Consider the following 13,737-nt stretch of genomic DNA (forward strand, 5'->3'; position numbering starts at 1 on the left):
TCTTGAGTGCAGCAATCGAGTCGCGAACATCCTCCTGCAATCAACATTGCCAAGTTCACTTTGTATAACTCTGGTAGATGATGTCACTTTGAACTTTCTTTTTGCCAATCGTCCCAACCATTGGTATGCATTGAATACATGGTTATGGTTGATGAGTGTTCACAAGGAGAGACTCATGAAACATGACCTGGAAAATATCAGATCGGCGCTAGCCAACTACGAAGTTGATATGACGCCAAGACCGGACGGCAGCATTGTGCTTACCGTTGCTCATAACGAGCGACAGTTGGTGCGCGTCCTCGATGGAAGTTGTTCGACGCAAGAGTTCATTCGTCTTATTCATTTCGATATGGCTCTGGATGAGGATGCCTCATCAGTCAACGAGGCGGTAAAACACTGCAGTACTACCCAATTACCCACCTACTCGCGCGAGCCGCTTTTCCGCACGCGCTCCTCTCGCTTATGGGCCATGAGAAAGCTCGAAAAGAAATGAGGAGATACGCAAGTGCCCAGATGCAACGACTCAAGGACGGCTCGAAACCAGCCGGAAGATCTGTTGGGACGAATCAGGCGGCATATGCCCTATCGGCACCAGTTGATGTACGAGTGGCCCTATATGGCCGGCTCTACATGCCTGGTGGTGCTGCTGGTCTGGCAGCCCTTTCAACCGTCTGCGTTGGCGGTGATGCTGTCCCAGCCTCAACCGAAAGCTCAGACGATGCAGCGTTCTTTGCAGGAGATCGACTCGAACTGCTATCAGGTTCGCAGCGAAGACCTGAACGACCTGCACTGCGAAGACTGCAGCAAAGACACTGCCGCTGCTGGGCGGCCTGACCCAGGGTTCGAATTCAGCCGCTCTATTCTGACCTGCACAGACATACACCGTGACGCGCAATACGACAGCGACTCGGACAGACCTGACAACATGATGATCGAAGTGATCAAGTCCAATCACTCCTTCTAGCCGCCCTTGAGGCCCTCGGCTGGTATTTCCAGCCTTTATCCTGCCTTCACTTTTTCCGCATCCCGATTATCTGAGCGAATGATCGGGGTGGCTGTCGACATGCATGGACCTTATTGAAAGGAGGCATGTCATGCCGGATTCAGTCATTTACTTTTTCATTACAATTGCGGCCGCTATCGTTCTGCTACACCTGTGGGCGGTTATCAGTGTATTTCGTAGCGACAAGCATGTCGGGACGAAAACACTTTGGGCTCTGCTTATCTGGATATTCCCGATTATCGGGCTGGTTATCTGGGGTATTGCCGGGCCGCGTGGCCATGGTGATGGGCCAACTTCTCCTGAGCACAGCAAGTGATCAAAATGATCTTTTTCAATGCCTATAGGAAGTTGTTCGGCGTGCGAGTGCCGGCAAAGTAAAACCACCATTTATTGGCGTTCATGATTATTTTCTACAGTACTTATACAGCGAGGCATCGACATGTCAGAAGCGTATAACTATCTCGATCACATTACCGCTTACAGCAGTTGTGCCAACGCCTGCGAGCACTGTGCCTCGGCCTGCCTGAGCGAAGGCAATGCCGGGCATTATCGCTGCGTCGCGCTATGCCGTGATTGCGCCGACCTGTGCCGCCTGACGGCAACGCTGATGCTGCGCAACAGCCCTTACATCGCGGTGGCCAGCCAGCTGTGCAGAATCGCCTGCCTGGCCTGCGCCGAGGAATGCGTGCAGCACGTCAGCACGCATTGTCAGGAGTGCGCGCGAACCTGCCAGGTGTGTGCAGAAGAGCCATTACTGGAGCCAGCATGAAATCGGACAAAAGCACACGAACGCCAGTGGCGCGTTCCAGCGAGGCGCTACTGGACGACCCCGGTAACGAAGACCCCGGCTCGCAGCTCGATGCGCCAGTGCCGCTGCGTCCATCGACCAGGACGCAGCGCAAGAAAAGCCCCCGGCCAAGCGACGAAAAACCGCGCTAGGCCGGGCGTCGGTTCAGGCAGGAATGCTCTTGGCGCGCATCTCTCGCGCCCAGATACGGTGTTGCTTCAGCGCAGTCTCGAAACGCATGTACAGCGGATCGAAGCTATCGCCGCAGAGCATGCCGTCGTCCTCCTCCAGACCCAGCATCGCCGCAAGCTGAACCGCATCACCGCTGAGCGCCACGGGTTTGAGGTGCTTGTAGGCCTCCAGCAGGTAATGCTTGGCAACGCCATCGTCCTGCAGGGTCTTGAGCACGTACTCACCACCCGGCACGAACACCGCGTCGACGGTAATCGACGGCTCCGAAGCGAAGCTGCCATCGGGTTGCATGGGCTGGCCGTCAGAGTCCTTCAACGCCGCCGCTGAAGGCGCCAGGAGCTTGGCCACGGCACCGGCTGCTTCGAGCATCTTCTTCAGACTGCCGACCTCGTCAGCCTTGCAGCCGGGGGTAAGCAGGATAGCCACGCGCCGTCCGCGAATATCGCCAGGCAGCAGATTCATCTGGCTCAGCGCCGGGGAATCCTGGAGCTTACCCTCCATAGGCGAGGTCGAGGTGCTGTCCAGATCGATACCCAGATTCTCCGCCACGCGCAACGCCAGCAGCGGATCAATGTGGGCGAGGATTTCCTTGACCTGGCGCTCGCGAATGTACAGACGCTCGACTTTCGACAGCTCGAAGCTGTAGGCATCGACGATATGCTGCTGCTCGGCCTCGCTCATGCTGCGCCAGAACAGCGTGGCCTGGGAGAAGTGATCGGCGAAGCTGGCGGAGCGGACCCGTACCTTGTGCCCCTGCAGCGGCTCGGGATAGGAGCTGTAACCACCCCCGCTGGGTGCTGGCGGTGTCTCGCGCGGCCAGTTGCCGTCGATCGAGTTGGGCTCGTAAGAGGCGCGACCACGATTGATCTGCTGACGATGCGGCGCGTCACGCTGATTGTTGTGAAACGGACATAGCGGCCGATTGATCGGGATTTCGTTGAAATTGGGGCCGCCCAGACGCAGCAACTGGGTATCGGTGTAGGAAAACAGGCGCCCCTGCAGCAATGGGTCATTGCTGAAGTCGATGCCAGGCACCACATGCCCTACGTGAAAGGCTGCCTGCTCGGTCTCGGCGAAAAAGTTGTCCGGGTTGCGATTGAGTACCATGCGCCCGACCACGCGTACCGGCACCAGCTCTTCGGGTACCAGCTTGGTCGGATCGAGCAGGTCGAAACCAAAGCTCAGAGCGTCCTCCTCGTCCATCACCTGCAGGCCCAACTCCCATTCCGGGTAAAGGCCGCGCTCAATGTCTTCCCATAGGCCGCGTCGGTGAAAGTCCGGGTCCTTGCCGGCGAGTTTCTGCGCCTCATCCCATACCAGCGAGCAGACCCCGGCCTTGGGTCGCCAGTGAAACTTCACCAGCTTGCTCTGACCCTCGCCGTTGACCAGGCGAAAGCTGTGTACGCCAAAACCCTGCATCGAGCGATAGGCGATGGGAATGGCGCGGTCGGACATGGTCCACAGCACCATATGCGCCGATTCCGGCGTCAGCGAGACGAAGTCCCAGAAGGTGTCGTGGGCTGATGCGCCGGTGGGAATCTCGTTGTGCGGCTCGGGTTTGACCGCATGGACGAAGTCGGGGAACTTGATTGCGTCCTGGATGAAGAACACCGGCATGTTGTTGCCGACCAGATCGAAGTTACCCTCTTCGGTGTAGAACTTCACCGCGAAACCGCGCACGTCACGCACGGTATCGGCCGAGCCGCGCGGCCCCTGCACGGTGGAAAAGCGCACGAACACTGGCGTGCGCTTGCCGGCTTCGCCGAGAAAGGCAGCGCAGGTCAGGTCGTTGGCCGGCTCGGTCACCTCGAAATAGCCATGCGCTGCCGCGCCGCGGGCATGCACCACGCGCTCGGGAATGCGCTCGTGATCGAAGTGGGTGATCTTCTCGCGCATGATGAAATCTTCCATCAGCGTCGGGCCACGTTCGCCGCCGCGCAGGCTGTTCTGGTTGTCGGCGACGCGCGTGCCGGTGTTGGTGGTCAGCGCCTCCCCGGTGGCGTCCTCGCGGAAGCGCTCGAGTTGCTCGAGCTTGGCGTTGCTGTTGCTGCGGTCGAGCGTATCGCTGCCCGCCATCTGACTGTTTTCGGCGGTTTTCGGTTGCTTGCTCATGGGCTACTCCTGGCTATTGGAGGCGTGCGTATCGCGCGCTCGGTTATTCAGTGGCCATGTCGAACATGGCGGCCACGCAAGCGACGGGAAAGTCGCTCCGGGTAGTTTTTGAGACGGGCTGCGGCTGTTCCGTTCGACCTGAATTTTTCCCGAGAGACCGATGATGGCGGGCCGTTGCGCTTGGCGTAGCGCGGCAAATTTGTCCTGAACTTCGTCCTGGCTTGGCCCTTCTACCCCTGTGAACGCACATCCCAGGAGGAACCACCATGCATCCTTTGAAAACGCTGACCCTATTGGCCGCAGCAGCCTTCACCATCTGTGCCGTCACCAGCCTGCAGGCTGCCAGCCAGACGGAATCGATAAGCAGCGAAGACTTCGTCGAAGAGGCATCGGCAAAAGGCGTCGCCGAGATCGAAACGGCCAAACTGGCCCTGGAGAAATCGCAGAACGAAGCGGTCAAGGGCTTCGCGCAGATGATGATCGACGACCATCGTCGCGCGAATCAGCAGCTGGCCGAACTGGCCAAGAGCAAGGACCTGGAAGTCTCAGACGATGCCGAACTGATCAACCAGGCCAAGGCCCTGGTGCTCAAACTGCGCAGCGAAGACAGCTTCGACAAGGCCTATATGAACAATCAGGTGGTCGCTCACCGCGAGACCATCGAGTTGTTCCGTCGCGCCGTGAATGTGGATGACGAGGAGCTCGCCAGCTTCGCCCGCGAGACGCTGCCCAAGCTGGAGCAGCATCTGCAACGCGCTGAGCAGTTGAACGGTCAGTTGCCGGAAGAGTGATCGCTCGGCTTGCCGGGCTGCTGATGCAGCTCGGCAGCGCCTCGCCAATCAGCCCTGACGCAGTCGTTCGTAGTAGTAAGGCAACTGCATCAGGGCGTAGCGTGCCGTTTCCTCACGTACCTGGTTTCGGCCTCCGCTGAACTTCACCGTTTCACTGACGATGCCCTGGTGCTGCTTCAGGCGAATGGCGCAGGCGATGCACTGCACGCCGTCCATCTCTCCCTCTGCCTGCGCCAGACCAGTGTTGGCCAGAGCGATATCGGCGTCGCTGCGCAGCAATGCGCCCAGTGCCATCTCCCGCGCTACCTCCTCGCTGGTCAGGCCGAAACGCTCGATGGTATCGGCGCTGACGCCAAGGCAGCGCTGCTTGGCCTGCGGCGAATAGGTGACGAACGCGCAGTCGAGCACCTTGCCACTACCGGGCACATCCGCCACCAGCGAGCTGATCAGCCCCGCTGTGCATGACTCGGCGGTGGCCAGGCGCAGTTTGTACTTGCTGAGAAAATTCACCACCTGTTCGACGTTTTGCATCTGTCATTTCCTCGCAACGGTCTGATTGCTCTGTGAAAGCGGCCGAAAGGGCTGCGTTCAACTTTTTACGTTGCCTTTGCCCGGTGAAAAAAAGGTCGAACCTTTGTTCGCTTCGCCCCGTCAGCTCAAGGGTAAGGGGGAGATCGCGCAATCGTTCACCGCACTCCTCCACAGGCCCTCGCCCACAAGGCGAGTCGTCCTCAGGTCCAACCCCTATGGAGAGAGACATGGCAAGCGCTGCAGCCTCCGCACACATCCAAGCCACACCCACCCTTTGCGCCGCAGCCAAGCCTCCCTTGCAGATGCACAGCGAGCATCCGCAGCGCAAGCGCGTGCTGTTCGTCACCTCGGAGTTCGCTGATCTGATCAAGTGCGGCGGGCTCGGCGATGTCTCTGCCGCATTACCCCGCGCGCTGTCGCCGCAACACGACATTCGCCTGCTGATCCCCGGCTACCGGCAAGTGGTGGAAAGCGGCCGACCGATCCGCATCGTCGGGCAGTTGCCTGGCCTGGCCGCGTTGCCACCTTGTCAGATCGGGCGTATGGATCTGGCCGATGGATTGATCGTCTACGTACTGCTCAACCCGGCGCTGTACGAACGTGATGGCTCACCTTATGTCGATGATCAGGGCCGCGACTGGGCCGACAACCATATTCGCTTCGCCCGCCTTGGCCTGGCCGCCGCAGAAATCGCCACGGGTGATGCCGGCATCCAGTGGCGTCCGGAGCTGGTGCACGCCAATGACTGGCCAGCCGCCATGGCGCCGGCCTACATGGCCTGGCGTCAAGCCAGTACGCCGTCCCTGCTGACCATCCATAACCTGGCCTATCAGGGCCTATGCGACATGCGCTGCGCCAGCGAGCTGGCGATACCGGAGTCGGCTTGCGGCGTCGATGGCCTGGAGTTCTACGGCCAGTTGTCGTTTCTCAAGGCGGGTATCGCCTACGCGCAGCATGTAACCACCGTGAGCCGCCGCTATGCCCGTGAAATTACCACGCCGGAACAAGGCTGCGGCCTCGATGGCCTGCTGCGGGCCAAGGTACAGATCGATCAGCTCAGCGGTATCGCCAATGGCATCGACGAAAGCTGGCACCCCGAGAGCGATCCGCACCTGCTGCAGGGATTCAGCGCTGGCGACTGGGCCGGCAAGCGAGCCAACGCCGCGTATGTCCAGCAATGGCTGGGCCTCGATGACGACGGGCCGCTGTTCGCCGTGGTATCGCGTCTGGTGCAGCAGAAAGGTATAGATCTGACCCTGCAGGTTGCCGAGCACATCGTCGCGCGGGGCGGCCGCATCGGTGTGATCGGCCAGGGCGAGCCGGCGCTGGAGGCCGCCATGGCGGAGCTGGGACGACGCCATCCGGGGCGCATTGGCGTACATATTGGTTTCGATGAAAGCGATGCCAGGCGCCTGTATGCCGGTAGCGACTTCCTGCTCATGCCTTCGCGCTTCGAGCCCTGTGGCCTGAGCCAGATGTACGCCCAGCGCTACGCCTCGCTACCCATCGCCCGTTGTACGGGCGGCCTGGCCGACACCATCGAAGATGGCGTCAACGGTTTTCTCTTCGACGCGCCCAGGGCCGACGCCTATCGCCAGGCCATCGACCGCGCGCTGCAGGTCTTCGACCATCCCGAACTGCTGGAAGCCATGCGCTGTCAGGCAATGAGCGCCCCGCTCTACTGGCACCAGTCGGTGCAACCGTATGATCGCCTTTTTCAACGCCTGCTGAGCCAGGCCACTGCCTATCGAGCGCTGCGTTGATGTACAGCCATGGAGCCCGGCCAATGGCCGATGGACGTGTGCGCTTCGCCCTCTGGGCACCCAGTAGCCGCCAGGTGGAACTGGAGCTACAGGGCGGTGGCGTGCATCCGATGCAGGCGCAGGAGGAAGGCTGGTTCGTTGCGCTGATCGAGTGTCCGGCCGATACCGCCTATCGCTACCGTATCGACGGACAGTGGCCAGTGCCGGACCCGGCATCGCGCCGCCAGGTCGAGGACGTACATGGCTTCAGCCAGGTCATCGATCACTCGTCCTTTATCTGGCATCACCGCGACTGGAATGGCCGGCCCTGGCACGAGACGGTGCTGTACGAACTGCACGTCGGCCTGTTCGGTGGTTTCCAGCAGGTCATCGAGCACCTGCCGCACCTGGCAGATCTGGGCATTACCGCCTTGCAGCTGATGCCGCTCAATGCCTTCTCCGGGACGCGCAACTGGGGCTATGACGGTGTGCTGCCGTTTGCGCCGGCCAACGCCTACGGCACGCCCGATGAACTCAAGCAACTGATCGACAGCGCCCATGCCTATGGCCTGATGGTATTTGTCGATGTGGTCTACAACCACTTCGGCCCGGACGGCAATTATCTGGGCGTGTACGCGCGGCAGTTCTTCCACGAAGAGCGCATCACGCCCTGGGGCGCAGCCATCGATTTCAGCCGCCCACAGGTGCGCGACTTCTTCTGCGAAAACGCGCTGATGTGGTTGCTGGACTATCGCGTCGACGGTTTGCGTCTGGACGCCGTGCACGCCATCGACGATGACGACTTTCTCAAGGAGCTGGCGGCGCGGGTGCGCTCGGCGCTGCCGCAACAACGCCAGGTGCACCTGGTGCTGGAGAACGAGCACAACGCCGCGCACCTGCTACGTGATGGCTTCGATGCGCAGTGGAACGACGACGGCCACAACACTCTGCATGCGCTGCTCACCTTCGAGAACGAGAGCTACTACGCCGACTACGCCCAGGCGCCAACGCGCAAGCTGGCCACCTGCCTGGAGCAGGGTTTCGTTTACCAGGGCCAGGCCAATCGCCATGGCCAGCCGCGCGGCGAGCCCAGCGCCGATCTGCCGCCGCATGCCTTCGTGCTGTTTCTGCAGAACCATGACCAGGTGGGTAACCGCGCCTTTGGCGAGCGCCTGACGCTGCTGGCCGACGTCGACGCGCTGAAAGCCGCTACCGTGCTCCTGCTGCTGTGCCCGATGGTGCCGCTGCTGTTCATGGGTGAGGAATGGGGCAGCAAGCGGCCGTTTCTGTTCTTCACCGATTACCACCACGAGCTGGCCAATGCCGTGCGCGAAGGCCGGCGCAACGAGTTCGCCGATTTTTCCCAATTCAACTCGGCGCAAAGCCGCGAGGCCATTGCCGACCCCAATGCCGAGGCCAGCTTCCAGCGCTCGCAACCGGATCTCGCGCCGGCCCTGGAGCCCGAACAACGCGAGTGGCTGGCCTTCTATCGCGGCTTGTTGCAGGTGCGCCACAGCCGACTGCTGCAGGGCTTGCAGGAGGCACGCAGCCTCGGTGCGCAAGTGCTCGGCGACGGCGCCGTGCTGGCGCGCTGGCGACTGGGTAACGGCCCGGCGCTTAGTATCGCCATCAACCTGGGTACCAGCGCCGTGTCCCTGCCAGCAGAGGCCATCCACGGCGAACGGCTGTACACCTTGCGTATCGACGACGCCGACCTGCGTCAGGCGCAATTGCCGCCGCGCAGTGCCCTGGTCACCCTGGAGCCCGCCCGATGAGTGATCAACTACTGGCCGAACTGACGCAGGCCGCGGATCTGAGCATCGACTGGGTCGATGCCTACGGCCAGCCGCAGCGCGTAACGCCGGAAGCGCAACGCAACCTGTTGGAGGCGCTCGGTTATCCGGCGCAAAGCCCTGAACAAATACGCGAAAGCCTGACCTCGCTGGTGCACCGTCAGCATGTGCCGGAAGATTCCGCCCTGCTGCTTCAGGACCAAGGTCAGCCACTGGCCCTGACCCTCTACCCTGCGGAGAGCCTTTATCGGCTCACCGACGAGCAGGGCAATATCAGCGAGGGTCGGCTTGACCGCGATGGCCATTTGCCGGCGCAGCAGCAGCCTGGCTATTACCAGCTGGAGATTCGCGATACCCAGCATGCGTTCGCCGTGGCCCCCGCCACCTGCATGTCGGTGCAGGAGCTATGTGGCAAGCCGCGCATCTGGGGGCTGACTGCCCAGCTCTACGGCTTGCGCCGCACCGGCGACGGCGGCCTGGGCGATACCCTGGCGGTGGCGGATCTGGCCCGGCATGCCGCCAATCACGGTGCCGATGCCATCGGCCTGAGCCCGGTACATGCACAATTCAGCGCCGACTTGCGCAGCTACGGCCCCTACTCGCCATCCAGCCGGCTGTTCTTCAACACCCTGTACGCCGCCCCGGTCACCCTGCTCGGCGAGGAACGGGTCGAACGCGCGATTCAGGTTGCAGGTCTGCACAGCGAGATGACCCGGCTGGAGTCGCTGGAGCTGATCGACTGGCCGGCCGTGGCCGCTACTCGGCAGCGCCTGATGCGCCAGTTGTACGCGGAGTTCTGCAATGACTCCGGCCAGTTGCAGGAGCGTTTCGACGCTTTTCGCACCGCCGGGGGTGATGCGCTGCAGCAGCATTGCTGTTTCGAGGCCATCCATGCACAGCGCCTGCGCGAAGGAGCCAGCGGCGACTGGCGCACCTGGCCGGAGGCCCTGCGCAGCCCAAATCAGGGCGCAGTGACCCGCTTCGCCATCGAACATGCTGACGAGCTGGGCTTTCATGCCTTCTGCCAATGGCTGATCGCCCATGGTCTGGAAACGGCGCAGGCCACCGCCAGCGGCGCAGGCATGGGCATCGGCCTGATCGCCGACCTGGCGGTGGGCGCCGATTGCGCCGGCAGTCAGGCCTGGTCGCGTCAGGACGAACTGCTGCCACGGGTCACCGTCGGTGCGCCGCCGGATGTGCTCAATCGTCAGGGGCAGAACTGGGGCGTGGCCGCATTCTCGCCGCAAGGCCTGCGTCAGCACGGCTTTCGCGCCTATATCGAGATGCTCCAGGCCAACCTGGCGCATGCCGGCGGCATTCGCATCGACCATGTGATGGGCCTGCAGCGCCTGTGGGTGATCCCGCAAGGCGCGGAGTCGCAACACGGCGCCTACCTGCGCTACCCGCTTGATGACCTGCTGCGCTTGCTGTCTTTGGAGTCGCATCGCCATCGTGCCCTGGTGATTGGCGAAGACCTCGGCACTGTGCCCGAGGGGCTGCGCGACAAGCTCGCCGCACGCAATATCCTCGGCACCCGCGTGCTGCTGTTCGAGCAGGACGACCTCGGCTTCGTCCCGGCCGAGCGCTGGCCAGGCAATGCCCTGGCGACCACCACCACCCATGACCTGCCGACGATCAAGGGCTGGCTCGCCGGCCGCGATCTGGAATGGCGAGTGCGCGCAGGCCAGCGCGACGCCGAGCTGCTGGAGGGCGATCACGCCGAGCGTGCCGGTGAGCGCGTGGCGCTACGCCAACTGCTGGAACGCCAAGGCATGGTGAGCGGCGGTGATGACGATGCCTGTCTGCAAGCCTGCATCGAACACGTCGGCCGTACCCCGGCGCCGCTGGCGCTGCTGCCACTGGAGGACGCCTGCGGCCTGGAGCAGCAGCCCAACCTGCCCGGTCCGGGCGATATTCACCCGAACTGGCGACGGCGCTACCCGCTGGCGGTCAGCGAACTGCTGGAACAGCCCGCCACCAGCGAGCGTCTGACTACCCTGGACGGCGCACGCCGGGAGGCTGGCCATGACTGAGCTGCGCGCCACGCTGCGTCTGCAGCTGCACAAGGACTTCACCCTGCGCGACGCGGCAGCGCAGGTACCCTACCTGGCGCAGCTGGGTATCAGCCACCTGTACGCCTCGCCAATTCTTACCGCCCGCCCCGGCTCGCAACATGGCTACGACGTGATCGATCCGAGCAGGGTCAACCCCGAGCTGGGCGGCGAAGAAGCCCTGGTGCGACTGGTAAACATCCTGCGCGCCCATGACATGGGGCTGATCCTGGATATCGTGCCCAACCACATGGCCGTGGGCGGCGACGGCAATCCCTGGTGGCTGGACGTAATGGAATGGGGGCAAGGAAGCCCTTACGCGGCCTTCTTCGACATCCAGTGGCAATCCCATGACCCCTTGCTCAGCGGCCAGTTACTGGTGCCCTTTCTGCGCAGCGACTACGGCGAGGCGCTGCGTGACCGCACGCTGGAGCTGGTGTTCGATGCCGAGCGCGGGCGCTTCCATGCGCAGCACTTCGAACACCGCCTGCCACTGACACCGCCCAGTTACGCCAACATCCTGCGCGCCAGTGAGGATGCCGTGCTGCGTGAGCTGGGCCAGCGTTTCGCCCGCCTGGGCAGCGCTGGCGACAGCCGCACACAGGCCGAACAGCTGTGCGCAGAACTGGCCACTCAGGCGAACAAGGTGCCCCCACTGCTCGGCCGTTTTCAGGGCCGCGACGAAGCGGCGCAGCAGCGCCTGCACGCGCTGCTCGAGCGCCAGCACTACCGCGTGGCCAGTTGGCGTACCGCAGCGGACGACATCAACTGGCGGCGCTTCTTCGATATCAACGAGCTGGGCGCGCTGCGCGTCGAGCATCGGCAGGTGTTCGAACAGACCCACGCCAAGGTCTTCCAGCTAATCGAACGCGGCCTGATCGACGGCCTGCGCATCGACCATATCGACGGTCTGGCCAACCCGCGCGCCTATTGCAGCCGTCTGCGTCGTCGTGTCCGGCAGTTGCGCGGTGACGCGCCCTTCCCCATTTTCGTGGAGAAGATCCTCGGCGCGGGTGAACACCTGCCGCAGGAGTGGCCGGTGGACGGCGGTACCGGCTACGAATTCATGAATCAGGTGTCGCTGCTGCAACACGATCCACACGGTGAGCTGCCGCTCAGCGAACTGTGGCAAGCGCTCAGCCGCCGGCCGACGGCCTTCGAGGACGAGATTCAGCAGGCGCGCCGTCTGGTGCTGGAAGGCTCTCTGGCCGGTGATCTGGAGGAAGTCGCCCAGCGCCTGCTGCACGTTGCCCGCCACGACATCGCCACGCGCGACCTGACCCTCGGCGCCATCCGCCGCGCGCTGCGCGAGCTGATCGTGCACTTTCCGGTGTACCGCACCTATGCCCAGGCCTGTGGTCGCTCACAGCAGGATCGGCGCTTCTTCCAGCAGGCGCTGGATGGCGCGCGGCAAACCCTGGCCGAGGCCGACTGGCCCCTGCTGCCGCATCTCGACGACTGGCTTGGCGGCGCCTTCCTGCGTGCACTGCCGCCCGGCCGTGCGCGGCGTCTGCGTGCCCAGGCGCTGACGCGCTTCCAGCAGCTGACTTCGCCAGTGGCTGCCAAGGCCGTGGAAGATACCGCGCTGTATCGCACCGGCGTGCTGCTGTCGCGCTATGACGTGGGCTTCGATGCCGAGCATTTCAGTGCCAGCATCGAGCGTTTTCACCAGGCCTGCGCCGAGCGTGCGGACCACCACCCGCTCAACCTGCTGGCCACCGCCACCCATGATCACAAGCGCGGCGAAGACTGCCGCGCGCGTCTGGCGGTGCTGAGCGAGCGCGCCGCCTGGTACGCCGAGCGTGTCCGGCATTGGCAGCACCTCGCTCAACCGCTGCGCAGTAGTCAGCTGCAACAGGCGCCGGACGGTGGTGAAGAGGCGATTCTCTATCAGGCGCTGATCGGCAGCTGGCCGCTGGGACTGCAGGCGGACGATGCCGCAGGCCTGGATGCCTACCTGCAACGCCTGCTCGGCTGGCAACGCAAGGCGCTGCGCGAGGCCAAGCTCAACAGCGCCTGGAGTGCGCCGAACGAAGCACACGAGGCCGCTTGCGCCGACTTTCTGCGGCGCCTGCTGTGTGAGCCAGCGGGGATGGCGTTGCGCACCGAGCTGGCTGCGAGCGTCGCGGCAATAGCCCCTGCCGGCGCCTTGAACAGCCTGGTGCAATGTCTGCTGCGTATGACCACACCAGGCGTGCCTGATCTTTACCAGGGCTGCGAGTTCTGGGATTTCAGCCTGGTCGACCCGGATAACCGCCGCCCGGTGGACTTCGCCGCGCGACAGGCCGCATTACAGGCCGGGGACGCGCCAGCGGCGATGCTGGCCAGCTGGCAGGACGGGCGCATCAAGCAATGGCTGATCCAGCAAGTGCTGGCGATTCGTGCGGCGCATCCCTCGTTGTTCAGCCAGGGCAGTTACCAGCCCCTGGCTGTCACGGGCAGACACGCCGCCCAGGTGCTCGCCTTCCTGCGTAGTCACGGTGGCGAGCACCTGCTGGTGATCGTGCCGCGCCTGACCGCCGGCCTGCTCGCAGAACACGACCGGCCCCATGTACCCGCACAGCGCTGGGGCGACACCACCGTGGTGCTGCCGGGCGAACTGAGCGACGGACATGTCACCGGCCTGCTCACCCCCTGCCAGGTCCCAACGGACAAGGGCGTGCCACTTACCGACGCGCTGGCCGAGTTGCCGATCAATCTGCTTCGCCTTACCTCTTGATCATAGGAGTCACGCC

Annotated in this window: 12 protein-coding genes; 10 read left to right on the forward strand and 2 right to left on the reverse strand. The window is 63.2% G+C overall.

Annotation, left to right across the window (positions count from 1 at the left end; translation table 11 throughout):
* Nucleotides 1–175: 175 nt before the first annotated feature.
* The 5 genes from JWV26_RS22245 (at nucleotide 176) to JWV26_RS22265 (ending at nucleotide 1,942) form a co-directional block, all read left to right on the forward strand.
* The gene (locus JWV26_RS22245; RefSeq protein ID WP_074915058.1) at nucleotides 176–493 is read left to right on the forward strand and encodes a hypothetical protein; all 318 of its coding nucleotides are present in this window, start codon (nucleotides 176–178) and stop codon (nucleotides 491–493) included.
* A gap of 84 nt (nucleotides 494–577) precedes the next feature.
* Complete coding sequence (locus tag JWV26_RS22250; RefSeq protein ID WP_074915060.1) at nucleotides 578–964, forward strand: hypothetical protein; 387 nt, start codon at nucleotides 578–580, stop codon at nucleotides 962–964.
* Between the two features lie 130 nt (nucleotides 965–1,094).
* A complete protein-coding gene (locus JWV26_RS22255) occupies nucleotides 1,095–1,319 on the forward strand; it encodes a PLD nuclease N-terminal domain-containing protein (RefSeq protein ID WP_074915062.1) in 225 nt (74 codons plus the stop codon).
* A gap of 123 nt (nucleotides 1,320–1,442) precedes the next feature.
* Nucleotides 1,443–1,772, forward strand: coding sequence for a four-helix bundle copper-binding protein (locus tag JWV26_RS22260; protein ID WP_072423956.1), 330 nt, complete (start codon nucleotides 1,443–1,445; stop codon nucleotides 1,770–1,772).
* On the forward strand, nucleotides 1,769–1,942 hold the full coding sequence (locus JWV26_RS22265; protein ID WP_158234280.1) for a hypothetical protein: 174 nt from the start codon (nucleotides 1,769–1,771) through the stop codon (nucleotides 1,940–1,942). Before JWV26_RS22260 ends, JWV26_RS22265 begins: the two co-directional genes overlap by 4 nt.
* A 13-nt stretch (nucleotides 1,943–1,955) precedes the next feature.
* Here the strand turns inward: JWV26_RS22265 and katE are convergent, their stop codons facing one another.
* On the reverse strand, nucleotides 1,956–4,094 hold the full coding sequence (katE, locus tag JWV26_RS22270; RefSeq protein WP_093052207.1) for a catalase HPII: 2,139 nt from the start codon (nucleotides 4,092–4,094) through the stop codon (nucleotides 1,956–1,958).
* Between the two features lie 266 nt (nucleotides 4,095–4,360).
* Here katE and JWV26_RS22275 point away from each other — a divergent pair, with 266 nt between their 5' ends.
* A complete protein-coding gene (locus JWV26_RS22275) occupies nucleotides 4,361–4,885 on the forward strand; it encodes a DUF4142 domain-containing protein (RefSeq protein ID WP_072423954.1) in 525 nt (174 codons plus the stop codon).
* A 48-nt stretch (nucleotides 4,886–4,933) separates the two neighbouring features.
* On the opposite strand, the gene JWV26_RS22280 is transcribed toward JWV26_RS22275, so the two are convergent.
* Nucleotides 4,934–5,416 carry a CinA family protein gene (locus JWV26_RS22280; RefSeq protein ID WP_093052204.1) on the reverse strand — a complete coding sequence of 161 codons (483 nt, stop codon included), beginning with the start codon at nucleotides 5,414–5,416 and terminating at the stop codon, nucleotides 4,934–4,936.
* Nucleotides 5,417–5,643: 227 nt separating this feature from the next.
* On the opposite strand from JWV26_RS22280, the gene glgA reads away from it, so the two are divergent.
* From glgA to JWV26_RS22300, 4 genes are read left to right on the forward strand one after another with little or no spacing between them, the layout of a single operon-like run.
* Nucleotides 5,644–7,179, forward strand: coding sequence for a glycogen synthase GlgA (gene glgA, locus JWV26_RS22285; protein WP_206417835.1), 1,536 nt, complete (start codon nucleotides 5,644–5,646; stop codon nucleotides 7,177–7,179).
* Between the two features lie 23 nt (nucleotides 7,180–7,202).
* On the forward strand, nucleotides 7,203–8,933 hold the full coding sequence (gene treZ, locus JWV26_RS22290) for a malto-oligosyltrehalose trehalohydrolase (RefSeq protein ID WP_206417836.1): 1,731 nt from the start codon (nucleotides 7,203–7,205) through the stop codon (nucleotides 8,931–8,933).
* The gene (gene malQ, locus JWV26_RS22295) at nucleotides 8,930–10,984 is read left to right on the forward strand and encodes a 4-alpha-glucanotransferase (RefSeq protein WP_206417837.1); all 2,055 of its coding nucleotides are present in this window, start codon (nucleotides 8,930–8,932) and stop codon (nucleotides 10,982–10,984) included. The genes treZ and malQ overlap by 4 nt, the downstream gene beginning before the upstream one ends.
* A complete protein-coding gene (locus JWV26_RS22300) occupies nucleotides 10,977–13,721 on the forward strand; it encodes a malto-oligosyltrehalose synthase (RefSeq protein ID WP_206417838.1) in 2,745 nt (914 codons plus the stop codon). Before malQ ends, JWV26_RS22300 begins: the two co-directional genes overlap by 8 nt.
* Nucleotides 13,722–13,737: the final 16 nt, after the last annotated feature.

Origin of the sequence: Ectopseudomonas toyotomiensis (assembly GCF_017167985.1) — a bacterium.
In the GTDB taxonomy this organism is placed as follows: Bacteria; Pseudomonadota; Gammaproteobacteria; order Pseudomonadales; family Pseudomonadaceae; genus Aquipseudomonas; species Aquipseudomonas toyotomiensis.